Raw genomic sequence first — 26,848 nt, 5'->3', positions numbered from 1 at the left:
CCGGTTCGGGCGCATAGGGTGTGCGTGTGTGGCGTGCCGATAAGAAACGAGATTCAGACCCTGATGCGTCTGAGACCGACGAAGCGACGTCGGTGTGGGGTCGTCGTGGCGACTCTTCGACGCTCGGCAGAGGTGATCAAGCGATGAAGACAGGATCGATCATCTCGACCGACGACCTGGTGGAACCCACCCGTGACCTGTGGCGTAGCGAGCTCGCCGCGGTCGGCGGGCTGTCGCCGCTCCTCCACTTCGACGACTCTCCCCGTTCGCGCGTCGACCTCACATCGACCCACCCGAGCGGCCTCGCCCAGTTCATCACCGGCAACGCGACCCTGCTGTCGAGCCTCATCCGCGACGAACTCGCCCTCCGCAGCGCCCGCATCGCAGCCGGCGCCATCACCGACAAGGGCGTCGAACTCCGCGCCGTTCGCGGCATCGACTCCGTGCACCTCGCCATCGGCCTGGCCCAGTGGAAGCTGGAGGAGCAGGAGTTCAGCGCCCCCCTGCTGCTCCGCCCGCTTTCGGTTCGTCGCTACGGTCGCGACTTCGAGCTTAAACTCCGCGGCCCGGCCTTCGTGAACCCCGAACTGGCTCAGGCGCTCCGCGACCAGTTCCAGATCACCCTCGACGCCGAGCAGGTGGTCGCGCTCGCCGCGACCAACGGTGTCTTCAAGCCCCAGCCCGTCATCGACCACCTGCGCGGTATCACCTCGCATCTGCCCTGGTTCAGCGTTCAGCCACGTCTGGTGGTGTCGTCGTTCGCGGGTGTCGCCGATTCGATGGTGTGGGATGCCCGTTCCCTCGATCATCCGGTGCTCGACGCCGTCGCCGGCAGCCTGACCGCCCGCCGCGGTGTGCAGGAGTCGTTCCGGCCCATCGAACCGACCCCTCAAGACTCCCGGCCACCGTCGACCGACACTCTCCTGCTCGATGCGGATGCGGAGCAGGAGAACGTCGTCGCCCAGATCTCCGGCGGCAACTCGCTGGTCGTCAAGACGCTGCCCGGCACCGGTGGTACGCAGACCATCGTCAACGCGGTGGGTGCACTCGTCGCCCAGAACAAGCGCGTGCTCGTCGTGAGCCCCCGTCGCCTGAGCCTTCGCGGCATCGCCCGCCGGCTCAACGATGTGGGCCTGCCGGGCGTCGCCGTGTCGCCCCGCACGCTGCGCCGAGACCTCATCCAGTCGATCGGGCGCAACGAGAAGGCGATGCAGCCGCACGTCTCCGACGTCGACGAGGCGCTCGTGCGCCTCCGCCACGTGCTCATCGACTACCGCCAGTCGCTCTCACGCGTCGACCCCCTGCTCAAGGTCTCGGTTCTGGATGCGCTGCGGGAGCTCGCGCGCCTGTCGCTGCTCTCCCAGCCGCCCGCCACGACCGCCCGGCTCGACCGCCCGTCGCTCGAAGCGCTGGCCTCGGGCCGGGGCAGGGCCGCGAAGACGCTGATCAAGGCGGCGGCGCTCGGCGAGTTCCGCTACGGGCCCGACGATTCCCCGTGGTACGGCGCAAGCTTCGAGAATGCCGAAGACGCCGCCGCGGTGCACGCGACGGCCAAGCAGATCCACCGCGTCGATCTACCCAGCCTTCTGACGAAGGCGTATGACCTCGTGGGCCAGACGCACATGCGACAGTTCACGACGATCTCCGAGCTCGGCTCATACCTGCGCCTGCTTCTCGACCTCCGCGAGACGCTCGACAAGTTCCTGCCGGTGGTCTTCGACCGCTCGCTCACCGACATCATCGCCGCCACCGGCGCCCGCCGCGACTCGGCCCAGATGACGGGTACCTCTCGCCGCCGCCTCCGCAGTCTCGCAAAGGAGTACGTGAGGCCCGGAGTGCACGTGAGCGACATCAACGCGTCGCTCCGCCGCATCCAGCAGCAGCGCACCCTCTGGCACCGCTTCGCGGCCGCCGGCATCCCGCCCGAGGTTCCGACCGGGCTCGACGACGTGCAGGTGGCGTTCCAGCGGGTCAACGAAGACCTGGCGCGGCTGGATGCTCCGCTCGGCCTGACGGGAACCGCCCGCCAGCTCAACGAACTCCCGATCAACGAGCTCATTCCGCTGCTCGAGGGCCTCGCCGCCGACTCAGAGGTTCTCGCGAACCTGCAGGAGCGCACAGCACTCCTCGACACGCTCCGTGAACTCGCGCTCGACCCGCTGCTCACCGACCTGTCGCAGCGGCACATCCCCGAGCACGCGGTGGCCGATGAGCTCGAACTGGCCTGGTGGCAGTCGGTGCTCGAACTGATGCTCGCGAACGATCGGGCCCTGCTCGGCGCGAACACGGGCATCCTGGACCGTCTCGAGAGCGACTTCAAACTCGTCGACGAGGCACACGCATCCGTCAGCGGCCAGATTCTCGCGTGGCAGCTCGCCGAGACGTGGAGTGTCGGACTCGTCGACCACGCCGAGGAGGCGACCGCCCTCAAGGGCCTGCTGCGCGGCGACGGCGCCAGTTCGGCCTCGTTGCAGCGCGTCGCGCCGTACCTCAGCCGTGTGCTCGCGCCGGTCTGGCTCGCGTCGCCGTATGAGGTGTCGGAGATCACCGACGAGATCGTGTTCGATGCGGTCATCCTGGTGGATGCCGGTGCCACGACCCTCGCCGAGAACGCCGGGGCGATCCGCCGGGCGAAACAGGTTGTGGCGTTCGGTGACCCTGTGACGCAGACGCCGTCGCACTTCGAGATCGCCGTCGCCGCCGTGGTGCAGCCCGCGCCGCGCACCGCGGTCGTCGCCGACACGCAGTCGGTCGAGGAGCTCGCAGGGGAGTCGGCGATGGCCCGGCTCAGCGAGATCGTTCCCACCCTGTCGCTGACGCGCAGCTACCGTGCGGGCGGCGAAGATCTCGCCGAGCTCGTCAACCACCGCTTCTACAACGGCAAGATCGACTCCCTGCCCTGGGCTGGCACGTTCCTCGGCCACGGCAGCCTCACCCTGCACTACCTCGAGGGGGCGGGCGGGATGCCCGACACCGAGACCGGTGCCGTCGAGAGCGTCGACGCCGAGGTCGAGCGTGTCGTCTGGCTCGTCATGGATCACGCCCAGAAGTACCCGCGCGAGTCGCTCATGGTCATCACGGCCAGCGCCAAGCATGCGGTGCGGGTGCAGCAGGCAGTGCTCTCGGCCTTCGCCAAGCGCAGCGACCTGAGCGACTTCATCCTCAAAGACCGCGCCGAGCCGTTCATGGTGGCGACGCTCGAGCAGTCGGTGGCGCAGAGCCGCGACCGCGTCATCTTCTCGGTCGGTTACGGCCGCACACCGCACGGCCGGGTGCTGACGAACTTCGGGCCGCTCGCCAAGCCGGGCGGAGAGCGCCTGCTCGCCGTCGGTATGACCCGGGCGCGCCGCTCGATGGACATCGTGAGCTGTTTCAAGCCGACCGACATCGACGAGGAACGCATGACGTTCGGCGTCGTGTCGCTTCGCCAGATTCTGACCGAAGCCGAGAACGGACCGAACCCCGACACGTTCTCGAGCCCCGGGGATGCTCTGCTGATCGACCTCGCCCGGCGCCTCGGTGCGCGGGGGCTGGAGGTCGCGTTCGAGCACCGCGGCAAGCTCACCCTCGTGGCGTCGTACGAGGGCCGTGCCATCGTCGTCGAGACGGATGCGGTCGTGCACTCCATGAGCCTTCGCGAATCCCTCCGCCTGCGGCCCGACATGCTCAAGCGTCTCGGCTGGCACTACCTGCGCGTGCACAGCTTCGAGCTCTTCACCGACCCCGAGGCCGTCGCGACCCGCATCGCCTCGGTGATCGGCGTGCGCCAGCTCGCTGCCGTCTGACCGCTGCGCACTGGCCGCTGCGCACTGGGAGCCCTGCGCACTATGGGCGGGCGTCAGTAGTGCGGAGGGACGTCTTCGCGAAGGCGGGAGTCGTTGTCGTCGGTCGGGTCGCCCCAGGCGCGGAGGGTGTCCTCTGCGGCACGATCGGAATCGGCGTCGGAAGCCCTGCGCGGGCCGGGCTTCGGCACGACTTCCGGCCCCGGTTCTCCGTCTCGGCCGGGTGCGGGCGCGGTCGTGACGCGGCGACGGCCGACCCGTTTCAGCGGGAGGGCGGCACCACGATCATCCGGAGCCTGGGTCACGGCACGCGCCGGCTGCGCGCCAGGAGCGTGAGCCTCATTCGTTGGGGAACGGCGGGCCGGCCGGCGTCTGGCTGGCCGTGACGGCGCCCACGGAGCGCTGCGCAGCCAACAGGTCGCGAATCTCGGTCAGCAGTTCGGCCTCGGTCGGCGGGGTCGCTGCGGCGGCCTCGGTGGCGGGGCTCTGCTGATTCTTGAAGAAGGCGACCTTCTTGAGGTGGTTGATGGGAAGCACGAAGACGAAGTACACGACGAGCGCCACGATGAGGAACTGGATGATCGCCCCGAGCACCAGTCCGAACTTGATGGTCGCCGAGCCCACGTGCACGTCGAGCGCGTCGTTCAGGGTGTCGGACTGGAAGATGGCAGAAATGATCGGGTTGAAGATGCCGGTCACGATTGCGGTGACCACGGCGGTGAACGCCGCACCGATGACCACGGCGACAGCCAGGTCGATGACATTGCCGCGAAGGATGAACTCTTTGAAACCGTTGAACATGGATACCCCTGACGGTGTGTGGTGTTTACGTGGCGGGTGTGGAGGAGCTGCCGCCGGCGGAGGGTGTCGAGGGTGCTGCGGCGGGTTTGCTCTCGGAGGATGAGGAGCCGGAAGATGAGGAGCCGGAGGAGGACGTCTCCGGGGCTTTCTTCTCAGACTTCTTCGCGCCCTCCGACGACGACGTCGTGGCCCGGGAGTCGTTGCGGTAGAAACCCGACCCGGTGAAGCTCACACCGATCGGGCTGAAGACCTTCCGCAGTTTGCCGCCGCAGACCGGGCAGACCGTCAGGTTGTCGTCGGTGAACGACTGTTGGATGTCGAACGCTTTGTCGCACTGCGTGCAACGGTAGGAATAGGTAGGCAAGGAATACTCCAGGTGCTTGTGGTGTCGGGGTTCAGAAGGTCAGGATGCGGGTGGGCGTGACCACGCCGTCGACCGGTTGGTCGTGCACCTCGCGCGGCACGTCGTCGAGCAGCTCGTCGTCGTAGATGAGTGCGTAGACCGGCGGGCACTTCAGCATCGAGCCCAGTGTCTTGTCGAAGTAGCCACGGCCCCAGCCCAGCCGCATTCCGGCCCCGTCGACGGCGGCTGCGGGAACGACGATCAGGTCGACGTCGTTGATGGCGATCGGCCCGAGCAGTTCGCCGACGGGCTCAGGCATGCCGAACAAGCCCTGTACCTCGCTCTCACCGTCGCCGTGCGCCCAGTCGAGCAGGCCGTCTTCGCGGGTGATGGGGAAGAGGGTGCGCACGCCGTTCTCGAAGGCCCAGTTGAGGTAGGGCCTGGTATTCGGCTCGCTCGGCGCCGAGAGGTAACAGGCGACGACGGATGCTCCGCTTCGCTGGGTGAGCGCGATCAGGTTCGCTGTGAAGGCCTCTGTCGCCCTGTCGCGCTCGGTGGAGGTTCTGTTGCGCCGTCGTTCACGCAGCTCGGCGCGAAGGGCGCGCTTGATGTTGCTCGTTTGCGACAGCATGATTCGATTTTAGGTGCAGGACTGTGACGGCAGTGTTTCGCGTCACTTCTCAGGGCGCGTCCGAATCTTCGATACCCTCATAGCCATGACCTCCCCTATCACCAAAGTTGTGATTCCCGCGGCCGGGCTCGGAACACGATTCCTGCCTGCGACCAAGGCAATGCCCAAAGAGATGCTCCCGGTCGTCGACAAGCCGGCCATCCAGTACGTCGTCGAAGAAGCCGTGGCGGCGGGGCTCGTCGACGTGCTCGTCATCATCGGCCGCAACAAGAATGCGCTCGCCAACCACTTCGACCGCAACACCGAACTGGAGCACACCCTCGAGCAGAAGGGCGACAACAAGAAGCTCGCCCTCGTCGCCGAGGCCAGTCAGCTCGCCGACGTGCACTTCGTTCGTCAGGGCGATCCGAAGGGGCTCGGCCACGCGGTGCTGCGCGCTAAGGCCCACGTCGGCAACCAGCCGTTCGCCGTCATGCTGGGCGACGACCTGATCGATGCCCGCGACGTTCTGTTGACCAAGATGCTCGAAGTTCAGGATGCACGGCAGGCCAGTGTCATAGCACTGATGGAGGTCGACCCCTCACAGGCGCACCTCTACGGCATCGCTTCGATCGAAGAGACCGACGAAGACGATGTCGTTCGCGTCACAGGTCTGGTCGAGAAGCCCGAACCCGGCACCCAGCCCTCGAACCTCGCCATCATCGGTCGATACGTTCTGCGCCCCGAGGTGTTCGATGTGCTCGAGACCACCGAGCCCGGCAAAGGCGGCGAGATCCAGCTGACGGATGCCCTGGCCACCCTGGTGGAGCAGCCAGACCTCGCCGGGGGCGTCTACGGCGTCGTGTTCCGCGGCCGTCGGTACGACACGGGCGACCGGCTCGACTACATCAAGGCGATCATCCGTCTCGCGAGCGAACGCGAAGACCTCGGCCCCGACCTCCGGCCGTGGATCAAGGAATTCGCCGAGGGTCTCTAGGGCCGGCCTCTGACTATCCTTAGCTATGTTCGTTCCCACCCTTGTCGACGGTGCCATCGGTCTCCGGCCCATCCGCCTGCGCGATTCGAAGGCACTGGAGAACGAACTCATCGCCAACCGTGGCTGGCTGCGCAAGTGGGAGGCCACCAGCCCGAACGCTCCCATGTCGTTCGACACGCGGGCGAGCATCCGTTCTCTGCAACAGAATGCCCGGGCAGGGTTCGGTCTTCCATTCGTGATCGAATACGAGGGCCAGCTTGCCGGCCAATTGAACGTGTCGTCGATCAGCTACGGCTCGGTGTCGTCGGCGACGATCGGTTACTGGGTCGCTGAGCGCTTCGCGGGGCTGAACATCACTCCGACCGTCGTGGCGCTCGCCGCCGACCACTGCTTCTACTCGGTGGGGTTGCACCGCATCGAGATCTGCATCCGGCCGGAGAATGGGCCGAGCCTGCGGGTCGTCGAGAAGCTCGGGTTCCGGTATGAGGGGCTGCGGCGGCGCTACATCCACATCAACGGTGACTGGCGCGACCACTTCTGCTTCGGGCTCGTGGGGGAGGAGCTGCCGGTGGGGGTGCTTCGGCGCTGGAAGGAGGGACAGGTGCCCCTGGGTCAGGGCAGCATCCCCGAGGTCGACCGGCTCGAGGCGCTGAAACCCATCTCCACGCGCAACCGCTAACGCTTCAGCGGGCGACACGCGCCGCCGGTTGGGCTCGATAACCCGGTGCGCCTCATACCGTAGACCCATGACATCAGACTGGCTCGGCGGAGGCCTCATCGTCGCCCTGGCCGCCGTGCTCTGGTTGATCTACCTGATCCCGACGTGGTTTCGGCGCAACGAGTTCCTCTCGACCGAGCGCAATGTCGTGCGGTTGCAGCAGACACTGCGCATCCTGGCGGAGACCAGCGAGGTGCCCGACGAGGTGCACGTCGAGGCGAATGCCCGCAGCGTGGCTGAGCAGCAGCGCATCCTGAAGAAGGCGAACGCGCAGAACCTGCTCGCTGAGCGCGCCGGGTTCCAGACGCTCGTCGAGCAGGGGATCGCCGCCCAGGCCGCGTCGGAGCGTTCGGCGCTCGAGGTGGCGCGGCTGCGTGAACAGCTTCAGGATGCCCGGGGCATCGATGAGGCGACGGCGGCCTTCGACGGCGACGCTGCCGACCAGACGGCACACTATGAACCCGGAGAGTACGAGACCATCGTGATCACGCCCACACCCAGCCCGTCTGCCCTGACTCTGCGGCAGGCTTCGCTGAAGCTCCGTCGGGCGCGGGCGGCGACCTCCGGCATTCTGCTGCTCGCCCTCACCGTGACGGTGCTCGGTGCGGTGCAGACCGCGGTCAACGGCGCGTGGATCGTTCTGGTGGTCGGAGTGCTCGCGGCGACGCTCTGCGTGACGCGTCTCGGCCGCCTGGCGCGCGAGGTTCGGCAGCTGCGGGTTCGTGGGGTTTCGGCGGCACCGGCCTCGGCGCGGACGGTTCGCCGTCCGTCCGCCGCATGGACGGGATCCGGTTCGATCTACGATGCTGACTCGGCTGACCTGGCTGTCGACGATGTCGCGGCGCACGTTGACGCAGATGCGGGGTTGATCGCACCCCGGGCTGCTGGGTCTGCGAATTCCGCTCCTGACGTGGTCGACGGCTCAGGGTGGACTCCGGTGCCGCTCCCGAAACCGCTCTACGTCGGCAATCGCCGTATCGACGGTGGCGACAGCGTATCGGGCTACGTCGAGCAGACCGCGTTGCGGGCTGAGGAGGCTCTGCGTGTGGCAGCGCGCGAGTCTGAGCTGGCGTTGCGTGCGGCGCAGGCGGCGACGGATGCGCGGGGTGCTGGTGCTGGTGCTGGCAGCGGAGAGGATGCTGGCAGCGGAGAGGGTGCGGGTGCAGCATCGGTCGCGGAGGCTCACGTACAGGCTCCCGTGCGGCCTGCCGCTGCCAGCCGGTTCGCATCGATGGGGGTCATCGACGGTTCGCAGACGGGCGCGATCGACGTCGACCAGATTCTCGCTCGGCGTCGCGCAGGCTGACCGCTGAACGGGAGCCTCCGTTCGAAGGCCCTGCTCGCTCGTGGTAGTCTTCAAAGGCAGTTTTCGGGGCTATGGCGCAGTTGGTAGCGCGCCTCGTTCGCATCGAGGAGGTCAGGAGTTCGAATCTCCTTAGCTCCACACCGGCACTGCACAGAAGAGGGTCCGCTCACCAGAGCGGGCCCTCTTCTGCGTGTGAGGGGTGGTGCGCCGCTGGGCGCCGACGGTGGTGTGGTGGATCGTTCGGGGTACTGCTGCGCTGGTGGTCGGAGGGGTGGGTGGTGCGCCGCTGGGCGCCGCCGGTGTGCGTGGTGGGGTGCTGTACTGCGCCCTGCGCGGCTTGACGGGATGGATGGGGTGAGGTGGGCAGATGGCTTGGGCTGCCGCGCCCTGCGGGCTTGCCGGGGAGGGATGGGGTTGGGTGGGCGAATGGCTGGCTGGGCGGCCAGATGCGTGCACGGAGCGTTGGTGAGGTGGTTGGGGCTGCTGCCCCCTGCGGGCTTACCCGGGATGGAGGCGTCAGATGGGGTGATGGGCTTGGCTGGGGCTGCCGCGCCCTGCGGGCTGCCGCGCCCTGCGGGCTTGCCGGGGAGGGATGGGGTGGGGTGGGCGGATGGTTGGCTGGGCGGCCGGATGCGTGCACGGTGCGTCGGTGAGGTGGCCGGGCCTGGTGGCCGGGTCTGGTGGTCAGGGCGGGTGGCCCGGTCGGCGTAGATGGGCAGGCCGGGCGGTCTGGTGAGGTGAGATGGTTGCGGGCGCGGGAGGGTACCCGGTGTGGGTTGGGGTTAGCCGGTTTGTGGGAGTGGGCGGGCTCGGTTTTGTTGGCAGGGTCGGGGGGTTTGTGTCCAGTCGAGCCAGTCGGGTGGTATCAAGTGTGGGGTGCCGTTTCGCATCACCAGCTTCCACCTTGTTTTGTGTACATGGGAGTGGTGGAAATGGCAGAGTAAGGCCCCGTTATCAAGATCGGTGCGGCCGGGTTGGTGGTCTTTCGTTTGCCAACCCTCTACATGGTGTGACTCGCACCACGAAGGTGGTGCGTCGCAGGAGGGCCACACGCATCCGCCGTCGCGGGCGGCCAACGCACGGTTTTGGGCGGCGGTGAACAGGCGCTTCGTTTTGCCGTGCTGCAACACTTGCCCGTGCTGGCCGAAGAGGGTGGTGATGACATCGGAGTGGCAGAGGAGGGTTTCGATTGTGCTGGCGGGGACGGGTTCGGTGAGGCCGTCGATCCAGCCGATACCGCGGCCGGAGATGATGTCGTCGAGGGTGGCGTGCACGTTGACGGTGGGTGCGGCCCCGTTCAGGCGGGGCATCGACGGGAGCCCTGCTGCGGTGGTGACGAGTTGGAGGAGGCCGTCGGCGAGTTTCTGACCCCTGGTGCGGGTGTCACGGAGTAGCGGGTCGACCTCGTCATCATCGGCCGGGTTACCCTCACCGGTGGTGCCGGTCGGGTCGGAGGTGCCGGTGCCGGTGTGGTCGGGGAAGGTGGGGATGCGGGGGCTCGTAAACGGCTCAAGGGCTGCCCGCAAATGACCTGCCGCGGTCGGGGGGAGGAGGCCGGTGAGTTTGGTCATCCCGGTCTTCTCCGTGACCAAGGTCAGGTGACGTCTGTCGTGCAGCTGCGCCTCGGTGGGCTCTGCACCGTCGGGGTCGAGGTGGGCGATCATCCGTACCGCCAAGTGGTCGATCTGATCCGCGGAGAAGCCCTGACCGCCGACCGAGTCTTGCGCCAGAGACACCAACTGGGCTTCGGCTTCGAGGAGAGCATCCGTGAACCCGGTACTTTTCGCGAGGCGGCCGAGCCTGGTCGTGATCACGGTGGCCACGTCAAGACCGATCGCACCCAGCCCGACCGCCTCCGCGACGTGGGAGAACGCGGGCAGGTTCGGCAGCCCACACAGCGACATCGTCACCCGAAGCTCCCCACCGACCTTCATCAGCTTCTTCGCCGTGTGCTCACTCGTACCGGTATTCGCGGCCAAAAACCCGGCCGGGGTAGTGAAGTTCGACGCCTTCGACAACCCGTCCTCGCCGAGTTCGGGTCTGCACCGCTCAGCCACCTCCCCAGCCAGTTGCAAACGTAACGAATCCGCCAACCGCACCAGGTACTCCACCTGCACCACACCAGCCATCAACTCACCAGTGGCAAGCCCGATGGGCGCGGCAGCCCCGGCACCCGAACCAGGATCCAAAACGCCCAGGCTCAAGAGTGCATCCACGCACCCGACAATCGCCGACGCCGTGTCAGCAACAGGAGGTGTGGGCGGTGGTTTCATGACTCCAGTCAAACACCAACCACTGACATTACCTCAGCAAAAACACCCCGAAACAGACCAGTTCTCGAAATAGTTTCTGAGAGTTTTCAGTCGAGGGAGGGCTTCGACGGCTCGTACAGCCAGGTGTCGAAGAACGCCCCCAGATCGGTGCCCGCAACGCTCGACGCGTACGCGACGAACTCGGCGGTCGTGGCCGAGCCGCCGGCGTGTGCCGAGGCCCAGCCCTTCAGGATGGTGAAGAAGGCCGTGTCGCCGACCTCGGTACGGAGGGTCTGCAGCGTCATCGCGCCGCGGGTGTAGACGGCTCCGTCGAAGATGCCTGCCGAGCCGGGGTCGGCGGGCGCGGTCGCCCAGAAGGCAGCATCGTCGGCCGGGTCGTCGCTTCCGGTCGGGTTGGCATAGGCGGCTTCGAAGGCCTGCTGGGTGGTGTCGCCACCCTGGTGCTCCGCCCAGAGCCACTCGGCGTAGGTCGCGAATCCCTCGTTCAGCCAGATGTCCGACCAGCGTTGCATGGAGACGCTGTCGCCGAACCACTGGTGGGCGAGTTCGTGGACGACGGTTCCGGCATCCGCGTCTGCACCGAAGGCCCAGCTCGGGTAGATCGGCCGGGTCTGGTTCTCGAGCGCGTAGGGCAGTACATCATCCGGAGTCGGACCGAAGTCTGCGATCGCGATACCGCCCGCCTCGCTGAACGGATAGGCACCGAACGACTCGGAGAGAAACGAGATGACCTCGGGCTCGTCGTTGAAGATCTTCGTTGCGACGTCGCCGACGGAGCTGCCTCCGTCGAGCTTCTTGTCGAACAGGGCCGGGGCGACGGCGTTGTAATACGAGATGCCGCCCTCGTCGTGCTCGGTGATCGTGTAGTCGCCCACAGTCGCGGTGGCGAGGTAGGTGGCCATCGGCTGATCCATCTCCCAGTCCCACACGGTCGACGCGCCGCTCGCGGTCTCTGAGGCGAGCCGCCCGTTGCCGATGACCTGCAGGCCGGTCGGCACGGTCATCCGGGTACTGAATGTGGCCTTGTCGGACGGATGATCGTTGGAGGGGAACCATGTGGCGGCAACGCGTGGCTGGCCGACGACGACGGCTCCGTCGTCAGTGCGGAACACTCCGGCGGGCCCGAACGCGTCGGCAATTGTGACGGGCACGCCCGCGTAGGTCACGGCAGTCGTGATGGTCGCGCCGGTCGCGATACCAGCGGGCGGGATGACCGTGAGCTCTGTGCGCGGAGGAGTTGCGGTGCCGTCGGTACTTCCGGCCTCGAGCGGTTGGCCGGTGGCGTCACTGATCTCGGTGGTGGCGAGCGACCAGGTCGCGGGGAGTCCGTCGACCGTGATGGCGCTGATGGCGATGTCATCGATGTATCCGCCGGAGCCGTCTGAGGCGCGGGTGTCGAAGTCGAGGTTGTACGCCGAGAGGTTCTGGGTGGCTGTGGCGGTGACGGTCGTGGTGCCCGACAGAACGTGGCTGGTGGGTTCGTAGGCGAGGTCGAGGGCGTAGTGGGTGACGTCGTATCCGCCGTTGCCATCGAGGGGGAAGTAGGCGTCGCCGATACCGGCCGCGCCGGGCTGGAAGTCGATGGGAGTGGTGGTGGGGGGAGCAGTGGGCGCGGGCGACGGGGTGGGTGCGGGTGCCCCGGTGGGCACCGGCGCGGGAACAGGCGCAGGCGCAGGCGCGGGCCCGCCGGCGGCCGGGCAGGGCGCTGCAGAGATGGCCGCCGAGACTGGAGTGGAGATGGCCGCCGAGACGGCCGCAGACGTGGATGCGACCAGAGCAGGGCGCGCCTCCGCCTGGCTCGAGGACGGAGCCTGCACGCCGGAGGCGAGCAGAGCGACCAGCAGCAGAGGAGCAGCCGCGAAGAGAGCACCCCGGCGCCGACCCCGGCGGAGCATCAGCCCGGCGACGCCGATACCGATCGCTGCGAAAGCCAGGCCCAGCAACAGCGGCCAAGCGTCGAATCCGGTAGCGGCAAGCTCGCAACTCTGCATGGTTCCCCCAGGTGACAGACGGTGGCCCAACCCTACCCGGCGATTGTTTCGGCCGTGTCTCGAGGGCCGGAGCCGGCCTGAACCCGCCTTCCTGCAGGCCCGAACGCAGGCTGGTTGCGCAGGATCTTCCGGTTCGCACCCAGCCCAGAGGAAAGGGTCACGCCTGGGGCGCCGGGGGTTCGGTAGCCCGTCGCATCAGGGTCGCCGCCGACAGCGTCGCCCCGAGCGCGGCGGCCGCGAAGACCAGCAATACCACGGTGGCGGGTGCGAACTGCAGGGCCAACCCGACCAACAGCACGGGAACGGCGAGGCCTGTGTAGGCGACGAGGAACATCAGCGCGAGGGTCTCACCCTTCCGCTCGGGGTTGGCGATGCGGCCCGCCGTCATCATGGCTGCACGGAAGAGCAGGCCGACGCCGAGGCCCGAGATGATGCCACCGAGCAGAAAGACCGGGAGCGCCGGCACCAGGGCACCGAAAGCGACGAGTAGCAGCCCGGCGGCGCTCGCCGCGAGCGCGAGGGTGAGTTGGCTGCGCGGCGCCAGGGGGGCGAAGACGATCTGCCCGACGGCGGCCGCCGCGAAGACGGAGAAGGTGGTGGCACCGGCGAGAAGATGGTCGTCGGCACGGAACGTGACAACGAGGAAGGTCGGAGCGAGCGCGGTGAACAGGCCGAACACGGCGAACCCCGAGAAGGCTCCGAAGGCCGAGGCCTGGAACGCCCGTCGACCGGCCGGCGGCACCGAGAGCCGCTGGGGTCGCCACCGCGGCAGCGTCTCGGGGCGTTCCACGGTCTCGGGCACGAGAAGCAGGGATGCCGCAGACAGAAGCAGCACGACCACGAACACCAGGTGCGGCAGCACCAGCGGAGCGGGGAGGAAGTCGGCGAAGACACCGCCGATGAGCGGCCCGAGCGCCAGCCCCCCGAGGTTCACTCCGGCAGAGACCGTCGCGGCGACGGCCGGCGTCTCATCGGGCTTCGCGCCGGCGCGGAGCTCACCCAGAAAGGCCGTTGCCGTCGCGGCCAGAATGCCGACACTGATGCCGTTCACCAGCCGTGCGACGATGAGGCCGGGAACCTCCGGCCACGCGAGAAAGAGCACCGCCGACAGCGCCGACACCAGCACAGCGACGAGCAGCACCCGCCGGCGCCCGAGCCAGTCGCTGACGTGCCCGGCCAGGTACAGACTCAGCATCACCCCCACCGCGAACGCGGCGAAGATCACGGTGATGACGGTGGGCGGGAAGTCGTCGCGCTGCTGGTAGAGCGGATACAGCGGCGTGGGAACGGTTGCGTAGGCCATCACGAGCAGGAAGGTGGCGGCGACGATCCAGAATCCGCGGGAATGTTCTCGGCCCACCCCACTACCTCTCGTTCAGGCGGTGTCAAGCCTCCCGTCGTTTCAAACCGGTGAGCGTACCGTTTCGAACAGACAGAGCCTTCGCGCAACGGTGCGACGGCGGAAGGAAGATGACATGGCCGAGATTACTGCACACCACGGACTGTTCAAGAACACCAATCTGCACGTCGACGACACCGGCGGAAACGGCCGCCCAGTCGTTCTGATTCACGGCTGGCCCCTCTCTGGTGAGTCCTGGTCGAAGCAGGTGCCCGTCTTCGAGGCAGCCGGCTACCGGGTGGTCACCTACGACCGACGCGGGTTCGGTCGGAGTGACAAGCCGCACACCGGTTACACCTACGACACCCTCACCGAAGACCTGCACGCACTCCTCACCGAGCTCGACCTGAACGATGTCACCCTCGTCGGATTCTCGATGGGTGGCGGCGAGGTCGCGCGGTACTTCACGAAGTACGGAACCGAGCGGCTGCACAGCGTGGTCTTCGCCTCGGCTGTTCCGCCGTTTTTGCTGAAAGGCCCGACCAACCCCGACGGCCCCCTGGATGCCGCCGCTGCCGCCTCGATGACAGCGGGGCTGACCAAGAGCGAAGATGACTTCTATGACGAATTCACGACCGGGTTCTACTCGGTCGATGGCGTTCTGAAGGTCACTGAGGCGGAGCGCCAGGAGGCGATCACGCTGGCGAAGCAGTCGAGCAAGGTCGCCTCGCTCGCCTGCATGGCAGCCTTCGCGAGCACCGACTTCCGTGACGACCTCACGAAGGTCTCGGTTCCGACGCTCGTCATCCACGGCGCCGGCGACGGCACGGTGCCCTTCGAGGGCTCCGGCGCACGCACGCACGAGGCCATCCCCGGCAGCGAGCTGGTCGTCATCGCTGACGCACCGCACGGCGTGACCGTGAGCAACCCCGAGGAGTGGAACGAGGCGGTTCTCGCCTTCCTCGCGAAGTAGCACAAGCGAAGTGGAACGAACACGTGACGGCGGGGTCGGGTGCGAACAGGCGCCCGGCCCCGCCGTTCGTCGTACCCAGACAGTCGAAACAGGCTGTTCACAGAAGGTGACAGTGCCCGCAAAACTCCGCACGTAGTCTGAGGGCCACGACGACTACGGCTGGGGGATCCATCATGCGAGATGACTCCGAACTGATCGAAGCCATCGGTCGCGCGCGCGCGGGCAGCGAAGCGCGCATTCGCGAACTGTTGCAGAGCTCGCCCCGGCGGGCCCATGCGCTGCTGCGGGCGAGCATCCGGCGCGGCCTGCTCGGCGACACCGACCAGGTCGAGGAGAACGCACTCGTGCTCTCGATGATGATGAGTCGCAACAGCATCCGGAGCGCCCTCGCCATGCTGGGCAACGAGGGGCTCATCCGTCGGCGCCAGCGCATCGGCACCAACATCGTCGGCTCCATCTTCGAACTCCCGCTGCTGTCGCTGCTGCCGACGCAGGGCTGGCAGTTCGGGGCCCAGACCCTCGAGCATCCGAGCTCCATCGAGATGGACTCGAAGTGCGTCGAGCAGTCGGTGGTGAGCGCCCACGAACACGTCAAGGCACGGCTCGGCACCGAGGCAGACCGCGTTGTGATGCGCGAAGACCTCGTCAGCATCGAGGGGATGCCCGTGGGCGTCATCGTCGGCTACTACCCGATCGTCGAGCAGTTCGAGAACGGTCTCTTCGCCGACACCGCCGACTACCTCGACTGGTTGCGGCGCCTGCCGGTCACCCAGTACGAGGCGACCGTCGAGGCGGTCAACTGCGACGAGCGCACAGCGAAACTGCTGGAACTGAAGGAGGGGGCGGCCATTCTGACCCGAGAGACCCTCATCCGCGACGCCGACGGAACAGCGCTGATGCTCGCCTACGGCCATTACCGGGGCGACCGAGTCGCGCTCTGGGCCGAAGACAAACAGGTGCTGGCCATGCGCCCCGCGGTCGACGACGCTGCCTGAGCACAGGGCGAAACCGCTCGTCGTCAGGCGGCAGTCGGGGTCATCCTCTGGCGAATAGAGCGCGTAGCTCGAAGAAATGGCCGGTCAGAGGGCTCTGCCGACGCCTTCGAACAGCGCGAAATGCAAACATAATCCCGCGGATGCAGCGCCGAAATGTGACTTCGCTCTAATGGTCGTACGGCAACGGCGCATCTGGAACCCGCCGGATGCTCGTTCTTGTCAAAGAGTGAGGGTACGACGTGGCACGCTTCATCGGACGCCGGCTCATTCAGGGCATCGTGACGGTCTTCGGTGTCGTGACCGTCGCCTTCTTCCTCGTTCGCCTCAGCGGCAACCCCGCGGCCCTGCTGCTCGGTCCCGAGGCATCGCCCGCCGACATCGACAAGCTGAGTGAGACGCTCGGATTCAGCGCACCGCTGCCGGTGCAGTACGTCACCTTTCTCGCGGCGCTGTTCCAGGGCGATCTCGGGCTGTCTCTCCGCCAGAACCTCCCTGCCCTCGACCTCGTGATGCAGCGCTTACCCGCCACGCTCGAGCTCGCTCTCAGCTCGTTCGTTCTCGGTATCGTGCTGGCGTTCCTGGTGGTGCTGGCGCTGCAGCTCGCGGCCTCCTCCCGGCTCCGCAGCGCGGTGCTCTGGCTGGCGAGCGCCCGGCAGGCCGTTCCCTCGTTCTGGCTCGGCATCATCCTCGTGATCGTCTTCGCTGTGGAGCTCGGCATGCTGCCGGCGCTCGGCAACAACTCACCGCAGTCGATCATCCTGCCGGCCATCACCATCGCAACTCTGGAACTGGCGCTCTACATCCGCCTGCTCGACACCGGCTTCGGTGAACAGCACAAACAAGACTACGTGCGAACCGCGTACGCGAAGGGCCAGCGGCGAAGCATGGTCATTCTGAAGCACATGCTGCCGAACGCCCTTCTTCCCGTCATCACCGTCGCCGGACTGAACCTCGGTGCACTGCTGGGCGGCACGGTCGTGGTCGAACTGGTCTTCAACTGGCCGGGGGTCGGGCAGCTGCTCATCTCTTCGATCAGCCAGCGCGACTATGCGGTGGTGCAGGCGGCCATTCTCGTCATCGCGCTGTTCTTCGTCATCGTGAACTTCGGTGTCGACCTGCTGTACGGAGTGCTCGACCCGAGAGTGAGACTGCGCTGATGACCCAGACCGAAGATGCGACGAGCCTGATCGGCCGCGTCGGCACGCCGCTGCCGGAGGGTGGGACACCGCGGGGTGCGTCGCCGAAGAGCCGCCGCGCCGGATGGCAGAAGTCGACCCCCTCGTACTCCGTCGCGGTCGGGATGGTCGTGGTGGTGCTGCTCGTCATCGTGGTGGTGCCGTTGCTGCCGGTCTTCGACCCGACCTCGCAAGACCTGAGACTGCGCTTTCTCGATCCGTTCACCGACCCGTCGCACCTGCTCGGAACAGATGCCCTCGGCAGGGACATGCTCTCCCGGCTCGCCGTCGCGGGCCGGGTGTCGCTGAGCATCGCGGTACCGGCAGTGGCCCTCAACCTCCTGATCGGGGTGACGCTGGGGCTGCTCGCCGGCTATTTCGGCGGCGCGCTCGACAACGTCATCTCGGCCCTGGCCGACATTCAGCTCGCCATTCCGATCATGCTGCTGCTCATCGCCATCGTGTCGGCGATCGGTCCGTCGGAGATCACCCTCATCGTGGTGATCGGGCTCGCCAACTGGGTCGGCTATGCGCGGGTCTCCCGGGCAACCGCCTGGTCGCTCCGCGAGCGGGAATTCATCTGGGCGCCCAAGACCCACGGCGCCTCGCAGATGTGGATTCTGCGCAAACATCTCGTACCGAACGTGATTCCCGCGCTCGCCGTGCTCGTGCCCTTCGACATCGGCATCATCGTGCTGCTGGAGGCGGCGCTGTCGTTCCTCGGCCTCGGCATCCAGGCCCCGACACCCAGCTGGGGCGGCATGATCAAAGACGGCCAGGCGTACCTCCGAGACGATGCGATGATCACCGTCTTTCCGGGAATCATGCTCTTCATGCTCGTTGCCGGCCTGCAGTTCATCAGCCAGCGCTTCACCGGCGACCGACAGCCCGATCGGAGCGGCGCATGAGATCCCTGTTCGGTGCAGCAGCTGTTCTCAGCGTCAGGGATCTCGTCATCCAGGCCGGCCCGATCACCGATCCGACCACCCTCGTCGACGGCGTCAGCTTCGACGTCTTCCCCGGCGAGGTCGTGGCGCTGGTCGGTGAGTCAGGATCGGGCAAGTCGATGACGATGCTCTCGACGATGGGCCTGCTTCCCCGCGGTGTGCGCGTCGTGTCGGGCGAGGTGCTGCTCGGCGGGCGGAACCTGCTGACGGTCTCCGAAGATGCGCTTCGGAGGGTGCGCGGCGGTGAACTGTCGATGATCTTCCAAGACCCGATGACTTCCCTGAACCCGGTACAGCGCATCAGCACCCAGCTCGCCGAGATGATCACCCTGCACGAGAAGGGGCTGAGCCGCGAAGAGGTCAGGGCGAAGTCGCTGCGGCTGCTGAACCTGGTGCATCTGCCCGACCCCGAACGCCGGTTGCGAGGTTTTCCGCACGAGCTCTCGGGTGGCCAGCGCCAGCGGGTGATGATCGCCATGGCGATCGCCCACGAACCACGGATGCTCATCGCCGACGAGCCGACGACCGCACTCGACGTCACGGTGCAGGCCCAGGTGATGGATGTTCTGCAGGAGGTGCGCGAACGCATCGGCTCCTCGCTGGTGCTGGTCACGCACGATCTCGGTCTCGTCGCCGAGAATGCGGATCGCGTGCTCGTCATGCTGAAGGGAAAGATCGTCGAGAGCGGCTTGACCGTCGACGTGTTCGAACGCCCCAGAGACCCGTACACGATCCGGTTGCTGTCGAGCATCCTGCCCGTGACCGGCGACCCCGTCGACACGGCGACAGCCGTGCATCCGATCGTCACGGCCGACCAGGCCGACGAGACCGAGGCGCACGCAGCCGCGAATGCCGTGGTGCAGGTGAGAGACGTGAAGATCCACTACCCGCTGCGGGGGGCGTGGGGCCGGAAGGCCGACCCGTTCAAGGCGGTGGACGGGGTCTCGTTCGACCTCGGCGCCGGCACGACGATGGGGCTCGTGGGCGAGTCGGGCTGCGGCAAGTCGACACTGGTGCGCGCCATCCTCGGCATGCAGAAGCTCACCTCGGGCAGCGTGAGCTTCGAGGGCAGGGACGTTTCGGCCATGACGGACCGGCAGCGCCGGCCGCTCCGGCCCGCCATCCAGGCCGTCTTCCAAGACCCGTACTCCTCCCTCGACCCGCGGCTCAGCGTGCACGACATCGTGGCCGAGCCCCTGCGCATCAATGGCCGATACAGCGCCGCCCGTGTCGCCGAGGTGCTCGATCAGGTCGGGCTCACGAAGGAGATGGCCTGGCGGAAGCCCGCCGAGTTCTCGGGCGGGCAGCGCCAGCGCATCGGAATCGCGCGGGCACTCGCCCTCAAGCCGCAGGTGCTCGTGCTCGACGAACCGACGTCGGCGCTGGACGTGTCGATCCAGGCCCAGGTGATCGCCCTGCTCAAAGACCTGCAGGCCGAGCTCGGTCTCGCCTACCTCTTCGTGTCGCACGACCTCTCGGTCGTGCGCTCCCTGGCCAACCACGTCGCCGTGATGTACCAGGGCACCTTCGTCGAAACCGGGCCGACAGCCCGCGTCTTCGATTCGCCGCAGCACGCGTACACCCAGCGGCTGCTCGCTTCGGCCCCCCTTCCCGACCCCCGTCGTCGCCAGCGTTCGGGAGCCGCTGCCGCCTAGACCTCGCATCCCGTCCCACACCTACCCTCACGCGCTCTGGTTCGTCACCGACCCTGCCCGAGCGCGCTCTTCGCCAACCCCGCAGGTCGCCACCCCCTGCTTTCGCCAACCCCGAGAGGAACCACCCCATGTTCCACAGAACGAAACGTTTCGCCGCCGTCGTGCTGACCGCCAGCGTGATCGCCGCCCTGACCGCCTGCAGCGCCGGCTCGTCCTCCGACTCGGCCGCCTCCTTTCCCGAGCACGCCGACTCGATCACCGTCGCGCAGCCCGCCGACCTGAAGACGCCCGATCCCGTGATCGACAACGGCCTGCTCAGCCTCAACATCTTCCACGCGGTGTTCGACCAGCTCACCGAGGTCGACGGCACGGGCGCCCTGCAGCCCCGCCTGGCCACCGAGTGGACGGCCAGCGAAGACGCCAAGACCTGGAGCTTCACGCTGAACAGCGCGGCGACGTTCTCCGACGGGTCGCCCGTGACGGCCGACGATGTGATCTTCAGCTTCCAGACGGTCATCGACACCTCGACCTCGCTGAACCACATCTACACGAACAACATCGAGAGCATGTCGTCGACCGGCGCCGGCAACGTGACCTTCACGCTCAAGTCGGGCGACGCCAACTTCACCCGCATCGTCTACTACATCTCGATCGTGCCGAAGGCCGTCTACACGGCGCTCGGCGCTGAGGGCTTCGCCAAGGCGCCCATCGGATCGGGCCCGTACACCTTCGTCAGCTGGACCCCGGGCGTCTCCACCGTGCTGAAGAAGAACCCCGACGCCTGGGGCGCCAAGGGCACCATCACCGACATCACCGTCGTTCCGGTCGCCGACTCCGAGGCCCGTGTGAACGGTCTGCTGTCGGGGTCGATCGATCTCACGGCGATCGCCCCCTCGCAGGTCGACACGGTCAAGAACGCCGGTTCTGGCTACGCCGAGGTCAGCGCCGCCAGCAACCAGGTGGTCTACCTCGGTATGAACACCCTCACCGGGCCGCTCGCCAATGTCGACCTGCGCGCTGCCATCAGCATGGGCATCGACCGGGCGACACTCATCGACACCCTGCTCGGTGGTAACGGAACCGTCGCGACCGCGGCATCCGTCACCCCCGATGTGAACGGCTACGACGACTCGCTCGAGCCGTTGCCCTTCGACGTGGACAAGGCGAAGGCGCTCGTGGCTTCGTCGGGCTACGACGGCAGTCCCATCGAGTTCGACTACCAGACCGACGGCAACGTGCCCATGACGAACGAGATGGCGCAGTCCATCGCCGCCCAGCTCGCCGACATCGGTGTGAACGTGACCCTGACCGGCGGCGACATTGCCAGCTTCACCCTGCTGTGGACCTCGAAGAAGCTCGCCGGGCTGTACCTGTACCAGTTCTCCCCGTCGATGATGGATGCGGCCACCACGCTCAACTACCTCTACGGCCCGACCGGCTACGCCCTGTTCTCCGACCCCGACATCGACAGACTGATCGTCGAGGCCGGCACCACGGTCGACCCCGAGGCCCGCAAGGCGGTCATCGCGAAGATCTGGGCCATCAACGCGGAGAAGAACTACATCGCGAATGTGGACTACTCGACGGGCACCTACGGGCTCGCGGCGCAGCTCGACTGGACTCCGCGATCTGACGGCCAGGTCGACTTCCGCACGGCAGCCTGGAAGTAGGGGAGACGGATGTATCTCGCCGACGACACCGGATCGAACGTCGACTTCATCTGGATGATCAAGAACTCCGTCGTGCCGCGCCCGATCGCCTGGGTGCAGACCCAGGATGCCTCGGGGCGCGGCAACCTCGCACCGTACAGCTACTTCAACCTCGTCTCGATGGACCCGCCGACCCTGATGATCTCGTTCGTCGGCCAGAAGGACAGCTACGACAACATCAAGGCCACGGGGGAGTTCGTCGTCAACATGGTGAGCGAGGGCCTGGCCGAGGTCGAGACCGCCTCGGCGGCGATCCTGCCGGCCGAGGTCGACGAGATCGCCCTGCTGGGCCTTCAGACCCTGCCCTCGACCCGCATCACCCCGCCGCGCCTCGCCGTCGCGAAGGTGTCTCTGGAGTGCATGTTCCTCAGTGAGATCGAGGTCTACGACACCCATGTCGTGATCGGGCAGGTGCTGGGCATCCATGCCGACGACGACATTCTCGACGAGAGCGGTCGGGTCGACGTGCTGAAGTACCGGCCCGTCGGCCGGCTCGGCGGGTCGCTCTACACGACCGTCACCAACGAATACCGGCACACCGTGCCGGCGGGCACCGACGAATGGATCGGCGCCCAGCCGGGCGGAGAAGCGGCGCTCGAGGCGCTCGCCGGCGCCACAGATCCAGAACTACATAAGGAGCACCAGTAATGTCCGCAGACCCGTTCCACCTCGCATGGTTCACCCCGTTCAAGGCCCCCGCGTGGAAGAGCCCCTGGGCGAACGACACGGCGCTGACCTGGTTCAACGGCGACTACTACATCGACATGGCCAAGCAGCTCGAACGGGCCGGCTTCGACTTCATGATGTTCGAGGACTCCACGCTCGTGTCGAACAGCTACGGAGGCACGACGGAGAACGACCTGAAGCACGCGCTGCACGCGCCGAAGGCGGATCCGGTTCCCCTGCTTCCCCTGCTCGCCGCGGCGACCGAGAACATGGGGTTCATCGCCACCATGTCGACCTCGTTCTACCCGCCGTTCCTCGTGGCACGGGTGATGGCGACGATGGACCACCTCACCCGGGGCCGCGTCGGCTGGAACGTCGTGACCTCGAGCGAAGACCTCGCCGGGCAGAACTACGGCCTCGACCAGCTGCTGCAGCACGACGAGCGCTACGACATGGCCGAGGAGTTCGTGACGGTCGTGAAGAACCTCTGGGACTCCTGGGAGCCCGGCGCGATCGTCGCCGACCGCGAGACCGGGTACTACGCCGACCACACCAAGGTGCATGAGATCAACCACGTGGGCAAATACTTCAAGGTGCGCGGGCCCCTCAACCTTCCGGCCGGTCCGCAGGGCCATCCGGTGATCTGCCAGGCCGGAGGCTCGCCCAAGGGCCGGGACTTCGCCGCCAAGCACGCCAACGTGCTGCTGGCCTCGAGCAACACCGTCGAGGGCATGAAGGAGTACCGCGACGACATCCGCGCCCGGGCCGCGGCCCACGGTCGCAACCCCGACGGGGTGAAGGTGATGTTCATCATCCAGCCCGTGCTCGGTGAGACCCAGGACGACGCCGAGGAGCTCTTCGATCGCACCTACGAAATGAGCCAGGACCAGATCGAGACTCAGCTCGGCATCATGTCGATCACCATGGAGATCGACTTCAAGCAGTTCGACCTCGACAGGCCGCTGCCCGACGATGTGCAGACGAACGGGCACCAGTCGGGGTTGGCCGGGTTCCGCAAAGCGGCCGCCGGTCGTACCATCCGCGAGGCCCTCAGCGCGAAGCCGGGGGGAGTGCGGCTCGTGGGCACGCCCGACTCCGTCGCGGAACAGATGGACGAGGTGATGGAGTTCGTCGGTGGCGACGGCTTCCTCATCCGCGGCGAGCCGGTGCGCACCCATTCGAGGCGCTACATCGACGAAATCGCCTCGGGCCTGGCGCCGGCGCTCCGCCGGCGCGGCCTCATCCGCAGCGACTACGACAAGACCACCTTCAAAGCCAACCTGGCTTCGTTCTAAGGAACCGGCATCCACATGAGCGTCACACCCTTCCATCTCGGCTGGTTCCTGAACGGCACCAGCGTGCCGGCCTGGGGGCAGCCCTTCTCCGGGGCGATCGGCACCCAGTGGCAGTCGGCCGACATCTTCGTCGACCTCGCCCGAGCGATGGAACGTGCCTGCTTCGACTACGTGCTGATCGAGGACAACACCTTCGTCGGCGACCGCTACGGCGACTCCATGGAGGTGTACCTCAAGCACGCGTTCCAGGCGCCGCGGCAGGACCCGATGATCGTCGCCACGCTGCTGTCGCAGGCCACCTCACGGCTGGGCATCATTCCGACCGCGGGGTCGTTCGCGTACCACCCGTATATGCTCGCCCGACTGGTGGGTTCGCTCGACCAGCTGTCGAAGGGCCGGATGGGCGTGAACCTCGTCACCGGCACCAGCGACCGGGCGCTGCAGAACTACGGCTATCCCGGCATGGGCGAGCACGACTCGCGGTACGACACCGCGGAGGACTTCATCAACGCCTCGCTCGCCCTCTGGGACACCTGGGAACCGGATGCGGTGGTGGCCGATGCCGAGACCGGCGTCTGGGCCGACCACACGAAGGTGCACCGCGCCGACTTCACCAGTTCCACTTTCTCGACCCGGGGCCCGCTCAACTCGGGGCCGCTGCCGCAGGGCCGGCCGATCATCTCGCAGGCCGGCGGGTCTCCCCGGGGCATAGCGTTCGCCGCCAAATACGCCGACACGGTGATCGCCATCCAGGCCACTCCCGCGAAGATGAAGGAGTACCGCGAGAAGGTCCGCGAGGCCGCGGTCTCGTTCGGGCGCAACCCCGACGACGTCAAGGTGCTGTTCGGCATCTGGCCGACCGTCGGGGCGAGCCAGTCCGAGGCCGACGATCGCGTCGCCGCTCAGCGCACGGATGTCGCGGAGAACATCGAGGTGGCGCTCGCCGCGATGGCGAAGAGCACAGACATCGACTTCGCGAACATCCCGCTCGATGTTCCCCTCGGCGAACTCGGACTCTCGACCAACGGCACGCAGCAGTTCGCCGAATTCTCGTCGCGCAACGCCACGAAGACCCTGCGTGAGGCGACCATCAGCCGAAGCGGCTCGGCGGGCCCTGCCCTGGTCGGCACACCCGACCGCGTGGCCGGACTGATGGAGGACATCATGGCCGAGGTCGGCGGCGACGGCTTTCTGATCGGCACCAACGGCGTCACCCGCCGGTTCATCGCCGAGATCACCGATGGGCTCGTGCCCGAGCTGCAGCGCCGCGGGCTCACCCGGCGCGGCTACTCCTTCGACCAGCTGCGCGACAACCTGCTCGAGTTCTGACACTTCTTCTCACGCTTCTTCACCACCGAAAGGCACGACACACATGCGCGGATACGTCGACACCGACTGGGGCCAGCTGCACTACCGTTCGAGCGGACCGGCCGTCAGCGAGGGCGGGCCCGTCGCTGTGCTCTTCCACGAGTCGCCGCGCTCGTCGCTGGTCTACGAGCCGATCATGAAGCCGCTCGGCGAGCACCTGACGGCCTTCGCCTTCGACACCCCCGGGTTCGGACTCTCCGACTCCGCTCCCGCGGGTTCCGGCATTCCCGACTACGGGCGCATCCTGTTGCAGGCGATCGACGCCCTCGGCATCGGCGACTTCACCGCGGTGGGTATGAAGACGGGCAGCACACTGGCCACTCAGGTGGCGACGCTCGCCGGTAGCGGCCGGGTGGCGGCAGCCGTGCTCTACTCGCTGAGCCTGCCCGACCCCGAGGCAGACGAGTACTGGGCCGAGAACTGGGCGCCCGACCTGACCGTCACCGAAGACGGCTCCCTCTTCGAGTACTTCTGGAAGAAGAACGTCGGGCTCTACGGCACCGACAGCCCGCGCGACCTGTCGCTCTGCGTGGCCGAGGCCGTCGTCAACCTCGAGCGGTACAACTCCATCTACCCGGCCGTGTTCCGGTACGGGTCGACCGTCTACGAGCTGAACCAGAAACTGATCGCCGACGGGGTGGCCCTCACGGTCATCCACGCGCCGTCGGCGCAGATGACTCCGGATGCCCCGCTCGAGTTCTTCCACATGCCCGGCACCCGAGACGTGTTCATGCCGGTCTCGGGGCAGTTCGGTTCGCGCTCGCCGAAGGAGTTCGTCGACGCCATTGTGGCGGTCGCCGCCTGAACCCGGCGGCGCTTGACGCTTCGGGGAAGTCCGGGTAGCTCCGTCAGCTTGTCGGGGCGGTGAAGACGAGCCGGGCCTTCGTGATGCGGTAGCCGTTTCTCAGGAACGCGGCCGCCATGGGTGCGTTTGTGGTGTCGGTGGTTGCGGTGATGCGCGGGGCGCCGTTCGCCGCGTGCACGTGGGTGATCTCGGCGAGCAGATCGTCGACGAAACCGTGCCCCCGCTGCCCGGGCACCACGCCGAGGTAACTCACGCTGGCGTCATAGGCGCTTCGCGAGGGGATGACGAACCCGACGAGGTGACGCTCTGCGTTCCGGGCCAATCGCCAGAGCCCCCGGTCGCCGGGCAGGCTGAGGTAGAACTCGAGGTCGTCGGCCGCCTGCGCTTCAGCGCCGAGCTCGCGGAGATTCTGCAGGGTGAGCAGGTCGAGACTCTGCTGGGCGACCTGCGCGAAGACGTCGAGGAACGCCGAATCGTCGGCCGGGTCAAACGTCAGCCGGGTGCTGCGGGCCGGGAGAGGATCGGCGGGCGTCCACGCGTAGCTGAGGCGCTCGATGCGCTCGGTGAGGCCGGCCCGGGCCACCGCCTCGGTGCGCCAGTGCGCTGCCACCACGGCGTCGGGGTCTTTCCGCCAGGCCGGGTCGACGGTCACGATGAAGTCGGGCCGGGTCTTCAGCCCGGCCGCGAAAAGGGCCTGGTGGCCGGCCCGTACGAGTTGCGCCGCGACGGTCGTGGGGTCTGCCTCGGCGGGGTCGACCCAGACGCAGTCGAGGGAGATCGGATGCTCGGCCTCGGGTGGCCCCCACCAGAGCGCCCGGGCGCGCAACCGGCCCTCCACCTCATCGACGAAACTCCACTCGAACCGGTACTGGCCGAGGTCGAGCTCCCGGCGGAACCGCTCCTCGTCGACGAGGGCAACCGGGTCGTGCTGACGGGCGGAGAGCAGCAGATCGAGGTCGGCGGGTGTGGCTCGGCGGATCATTCATGCCTTTCCGGGCGTCGGTGCTCTTCGATGCTCTCGCGGCGCATCCGTTTGTGCAAGCCTGCCCCTTTCGGGGGAGTGCAGGGAGACCGGTGCAAGCTGATAGGTTCACAGATGT

The 26,848-nt window shown here is 67.2% G+C and carries 22 protein-coding genes and 1 tRNA gene; 15 read left to right on the top strand and 8 right to left on the bottom strand.

The window, feature by feature from the left end; genetic code table 11:
- Positions 1-143 precede the first annotated feature (143 nt).
- On the top strand, positions 144-3,785 hold the full coding sequence (locus tag B7R24_RS11620; RefSeq protein ID WP_116419146.1) for an ATP-binding protein: 3,642 nt from the start codon (positions 144-146) through the stop codon (positions 3,783-3,785).
- Between the two features lie 53 nt (positions 3,786-3,838).
- Here B7R24_RS11620 and B7R24_RS11615 read toward each other — a convergent pair whose 3' ends face one another.
- Genes B7R24_RS11615 through B7R24_RS11600 form a run of 4 tightly spaced genes read right to left on the bottom strand, consistent with a single transcriptional unit; the run spans position 3,839 to position 5,557 of the window.
- Positions 3,839-4,087 carry a hypothetical protein gene (locus B7R24_RS11615; RefSeq protein WP_116419145.1) on the bottom strand — a complete coding sequence of 83 codons (249 nt, stop codon included), beginning with the start codon at positions 4,085-4,087 and terminating at the stop codon, positions 3,839-3,841.
- A 34-nt stretch (positions 4,088-4,121) separates the two neighbouring features.
- Positions 4,122-4,583, bottom strand: a complete 462-nt coding sequence (mscL, locus tag B7R24_RS11610; RefSeq protein ID WP_116419144.1) for a large conductance mechanosensitive channel protein MscL — start codon at positions 4,581-4,583, stop codon at positions 4,122-4,124.
- A gap of 25 nt (positions 4,584-4,608) precedes the next feature.
- Positions 4,609-4,947, bottom strand: a complete 339-nt coding sequence (locus tag B7R24_RS11605; protein ID WP_116419143.1) for an FmdB family zinc ribbon protein — start codon at positions 4,945-4,947, stop codon at positions 4,609-4,611.
- A gap of 31 nt (positions 4,948-4,978) precedes the next feature.
- The gene (locus B7R24_RS11600; RefSeq protein WP_116419142.1) at positions 4,979-5,557 is read right to left on the bottom strand and encodes a 5-formyltetrahydrofolate cyclo-ligase; all 579 of its coding nucleotides are present in this window, start codon (positions 5,555-5,557) and stop codon (positions 4,979-4,981) included.
- Positions 5,558-5,642: 85 nt separating this feature from the next.
- Between B7R24_RS11600 and galU the strand changes: the two genes are divergently transcribed.
- The 4 genes from galU to B7R24_RS11580 all read left to right on the top strand — a co-directional run bounded on the left by galU (position 5,643) and on the right by B7R24_RS11580 (position 8,695).
- Positions 5,643-6,533: a UTP--glucose-1-phosphate uridylyltransferase GalU gene (galU, locus tag B7R24_RS11595; protein ID WP_116419141.1), complete on the top strand. Its 891-nt coding sequence runs from the start codon at positions 5,643-5,645 to the stop codon at positions 6,531-6,533.
- Between the two features lie 25 nt (positions 6,534-6,558).
- Positions 6,559-7,212: a GNAT family N-acetyltransferase gene (locus B7R24_RS11590; protein ID WP_116419140.1), complete on the top strand. Its 654-nt coding sequence runs from the start codon at positions 6,559-6,561 to the stop codon at positions 7,210-7,212.
- Positions 7,213-7,279: 67 nt separating this feature from the next.
- Positions 7,280-8,557, top strand: coding sequence for a hypothetical protein (locus B7R24_RS11585; RefSeq protein WP_116419139.1), 1,278 nt, complete (start codon positions 7,280-7,282; stop codon positions 8,555-8,557).
- 65 nt (positions 8,558-8,622) lie between these two features.
- Positions 8,623-8,695, top strand: a tRNA-Ala gene (locus tag B7R24_RS11580).
- Positions 8,696-9,339: 644 nt separating this feature from the next.
- Here the strand turns inward: B7R24_RS11580 and B7R24_RS11575 are convergent.
- The 3 genes from B7R24_RS11575 to B7R24_RS11565 all read right to left on the bottom strand — a co-directional run bounded on the left by B7R24_RS11575 (position 9,340) and on the right by B7R24_RS11565 (position 14,181).
- Positions 9,340-10,773, bottom strand: a complete 1,434-nt coding sequence (locus tag B7R24_RS11575) for an HNH endonuclease signature motif containing protein (protein WP_172582802.1) — start codon at positions 10,771-10,773, stop codon at positions 9,340-9,342.
- 143 nt (positions 10,774-10,916) lie between these two features.
- Positions 10,917-12,821: a M1 family metallopeptidase gene (locus B7R24_RS11570; protein WP_216363678.1), complete on the bottom strand. Its 1,905-nt coding sequence runs from the start codon at positions 12,819-12,821 to the stop codon at positions 10,917-10,919.
- Between the two features lie 157 nt (positions 12,822-12,978).
- The gene (locus B7R24_RS11565; RefSeq protein WP_253259432.1) at positions 12,979-14,181 is read right to left on the bottom strand and encodes an MFS transporter; all 1,203 of its coding nucleotides are present in this window, start codon (positions 14,179-14,181) and stop codon (positions 12,979-12,981) included.
- Between the two features lie 115 nt (positions 14,182-14,296).
- Here B7R24_RS11565 and B7R24_RS11560 point away from each other — a divergent pair, with 115 nt between their 5' ends.
- The 10 genes from B7R24_RS11560 to B7R24_RS11515 all read left to right on the top strand — a co-directional run bounded on the left by B7R24_RS11560 (position 14,297) and on the right by B7R24_RS11515 (position 25,748).
- Positions 14,297-15,133: an alpha/beta fold hydrolase gene (locus tag B7R24_RS11560; RefSeq protein WP_116419137.1), complete on the top strand. Its 837-nt coding sequence runs from the start codon at positions 14,297-14,299 to the stop codon at positions 15,131-15,133.
- A gap of 173 nt (positions 15,134-15,306) precedes the next feature.
- Entirely contained in the window at positions 15,307-16,128 is an 822-nt protein-coding gene (locus tag B7R24_RS11555) for a GntR family transcriptional regulator (RefSeq protein ID WP_116419136.1), read from the top strand.
- A 239-nt stretch (positions 16,129-16,367) separates the two neighbouring features.
- Positions 16,368-17,285 carry an ABC transporter permease gene (locus B7R24_RS11550; protein WP_116419135.1) on the top strand — a complete coding sequence of 306 codons (918 nt, stop codon included), beginning with the start codon at positions 16,368-16,370 and terminating at the stop codon, positions 17,283-17,285.
- The gene (locus tag B7R24_RS11545) at positions 17,285-18,211 is read left to right on the top strand and encodes an ABC transporter permease (protein ID WP_116419134.1); all 927 of its coding nucleotides are present in this window, start codon (positions 17,285-17,287) and stop codon (positions 18,209-18,211) included. The genes B7R24_RS11550 and B7R24_RS11545 overlap by 1 nt, the downstream gene beginning before the upstream one ends.
- Complete coding sequence (locus tag B7R24_RS11540; protein ID WP_116419133.1) at positions 18,208-19,905, top strand: ABC transporter ATP-binding protein; 1,698 nt, start codon at positions 18,208-18,210, stop codon at positions 19,903-19,905. Before B7R24_RS11545 ends, B7R24_RS11540 begins: the two co-directional genes overlap by 4 nt.
- 128 nt (positions 19,906-20,033) lie before the next feature.
- On the top strand, positions 20,034-21,575 hold the full coding sequence (locus B7R24_RS11535) for an ABC transporter substrate-binding protein (RefSeq protein WP_116419132.1): 1,542 nt from the start codon (positions 20,034-20,036) through the stop codon (positions 21,573-21,575).
- 9 nt (positions 21,576-21,584) lie between these two features.
- Complete coding sequence (locus B7R24_RS11530; protein ID WP_116419131.1) at positions 21,585-22,262, top strand: flavin reductase family protein; 678 nt, start codon at positions 21,585-21,587, stop codon at positions 22,260-22,262.
- Positions 22,262-23,575 carry an NtaA/DmoA family FMN-dependent monooxygenase gene (locus B7R24_RS11525; RefSeq protein WP_116419130.1) on the top strand — a complete coding sequence of 438 codons (1,314 nt, stop codon included), beginning with the start codon at positions 22,262-22,264 and terminating at the stop codon, positions 23,573-23,575. The genes B7R24_RS11530 and B7R24_RS11525 overlap by 1 nt, the downstream gene beginning before the upstream one ends.
- A gap of 15 nt (positions 23,576-23,590) precedes the next feature.
- Positions 23,591-24,904, top strand: coding sequence for an NtaA/DmoA family FMN-dependent monooxygenase (locus tag B7R24_RS11520; protein WP_116419129.1), 1,314 nt, complete (start codon positions 23,591-23,593; stop codon positions 24,902-24,904).
- A gap of 43 nt (positions 24,905-24,947) precedes the next feature.
- Complete coding sequence (locus tag B7R24_RS11515; RefSeq protein ID WP_172582801.1) at positions 24,948-25,748, top strand: alpha/beta fold hydrolase; 801 nt, start codon at positions 24,948-24,950, stop codon at positions 25,746-25,748.
- Positions 25,749-25,791: 43 nt separating this feature from the next.
- Here the strand turns inward: B7R24_RS11515 and B7R24_RS17345 are convergent, their stop codons facing one another.
- Positions 25,792-26,730 carry a GNAT family N-acetyltransferase gene (locus tag B7R24_RS17345; protein ID WP_147304023.1) on the bottom strand — a complete coding sequence of 313 codons (939 nt, stop codon included), beginning with the start codon at positions 26,728-26,730 and terminating at the stop codon, positions 25,792-25,794.
- Positions 26,731-26,848 lie beyond the last annotated feature (118 nt).

The sequence above is a fragment of the Subtercola boreus genome (assembly GCF_003399645.1).
GTDB lineage: Bacteria > Actinomycetota > Actinomycetes > Actinomycetales > Microbacteriaceae > Subtercola > Subtercola boreus_A.
This window is presented reverse-complemented; position numbering and strand designations above follow the sequence as displayed.

Excerpts from the sequence above, each read along its gene's own strand:
- B7R24_RS11620 (WP_116419146.1), top strand. The coding sequence starts at position 144 with ATGAAGACAGGATCGATCATCTCGACCGACGACCTGGTGGAACCCACC.
- mscL (WP_116419144.1), bottom strand. The coding sequence starts at position 4,583 with ATGTTCAACGGTTTCAAAGAGTTCATCCTTCGCGGCAATGTCATCGAC.
- B7R24_RS11600 (WP_116419142.1), bottom strand. The coding sequence starts at position 5,557 with ATGCTGTCGCAAACGAGCAACATCAAGCGCGCCCTTCGCGCCGAGCTG.
- galU (WP_116419141.1), top strand. The coding sequence starts at position 5,643 with ATGACCTCCCCTATCACCAAAGTTGTGATTCCCGCGGCCGGGCTCGGA.
- B7R24_RS11590 (WP_116419140.1), top strand. The coding sequence starts at position 6,559 with ATGTTCGTTCCCACCCTTGTCGACGGTGCCATCGGTCTCCGGCCCATC.
- B7R24_RS11585 (WP_116419139.1), top strand. The coding sequence starts at position 7,280 with ATGACATCAGACTGGCTCGGCGGAGGCCTCATCGTCGCCCTGGCCGCC.
- B7R24_RS11570 (WP_216363678.1), bottom strand. The coding sequence starts at position 12,821 with ATGCAGAGTTGCGAGCTTGCCGCTACCGGATTCGACGCTTGGCCGCTG.
- B7R24_RS11560 (WP_116419137.1), top strand. The coding sequence starts at position 14,297 with ATGGCCGAGATTACTGCACACCACGGACTGTTCAAGAACACCAATCTG.
- B7R24_RS11555 (WP_116419136.1), top strand. The coding sequence starts at position 15,307 with ATGCGAGATGACTCCGAACTGATCGAAGCCATCGGTCGCGCGCGCGCG.
- B7R24_RS11545 (WP_116419134.1), top strand. The coding sequence starts at position 17,285 with ATGACCCAGACCGAAGATGCGACGAGCCTGATCGGCCGCGTCGGCACG.
- B7R24_RS11540 (WP_116419133.1), top strand. The coding sequence starts at position 18,208 with ATGAGATCCCTGTTCGGTGCAGCAGCTGTTCTCAGCGTCAGGGATCTC.
- B7R24_RS11535 (WP_116419132.1), top strand. The coding sequence starts at position 20,034 with ATGTTCCACAGAACGAAACGTTTCGCCGCCGTCGTGCTGACCGCCAGC.
- B7R24_RS11530 (WP_116419131.1), top strand. The coding sequence starts at position 21,585 with ATGTATCTCGCCGACGACACCGGATCGAACGTCGACTTCATCTGGATG.
- B7R24_RS11525 (WP_116419130.1), top strand. The coding sequence starts at position 22,262 with ATGTCCGCAGACCCGTTCCACCTCGCATGGTTCACCCCGTTCAAGGCC.
- B7R24_RS11520 (WP_116419129.1), top strand. The coding sequence starts at position 23,591 with ATGAGCGTCACACCCTTCCATCTCGGCTGGTTCCTGAACGGCACCAGC.
- B7R24_RS11515 (WP_172582801.1), top strand. The coding sequence starts at position 24,948 with ATGCGCGGATACGTCGACACCGACTGGGGCCAGCTGCACTACCGTTCG.
- B7R24_RS17345 (WP_147304023.1), bottom strand. The coding sequence starts at position 26,730 with ATGATCCGCCGAGCCACACCCGCCGACCTCGATCTGCTGCTCTCCGCC.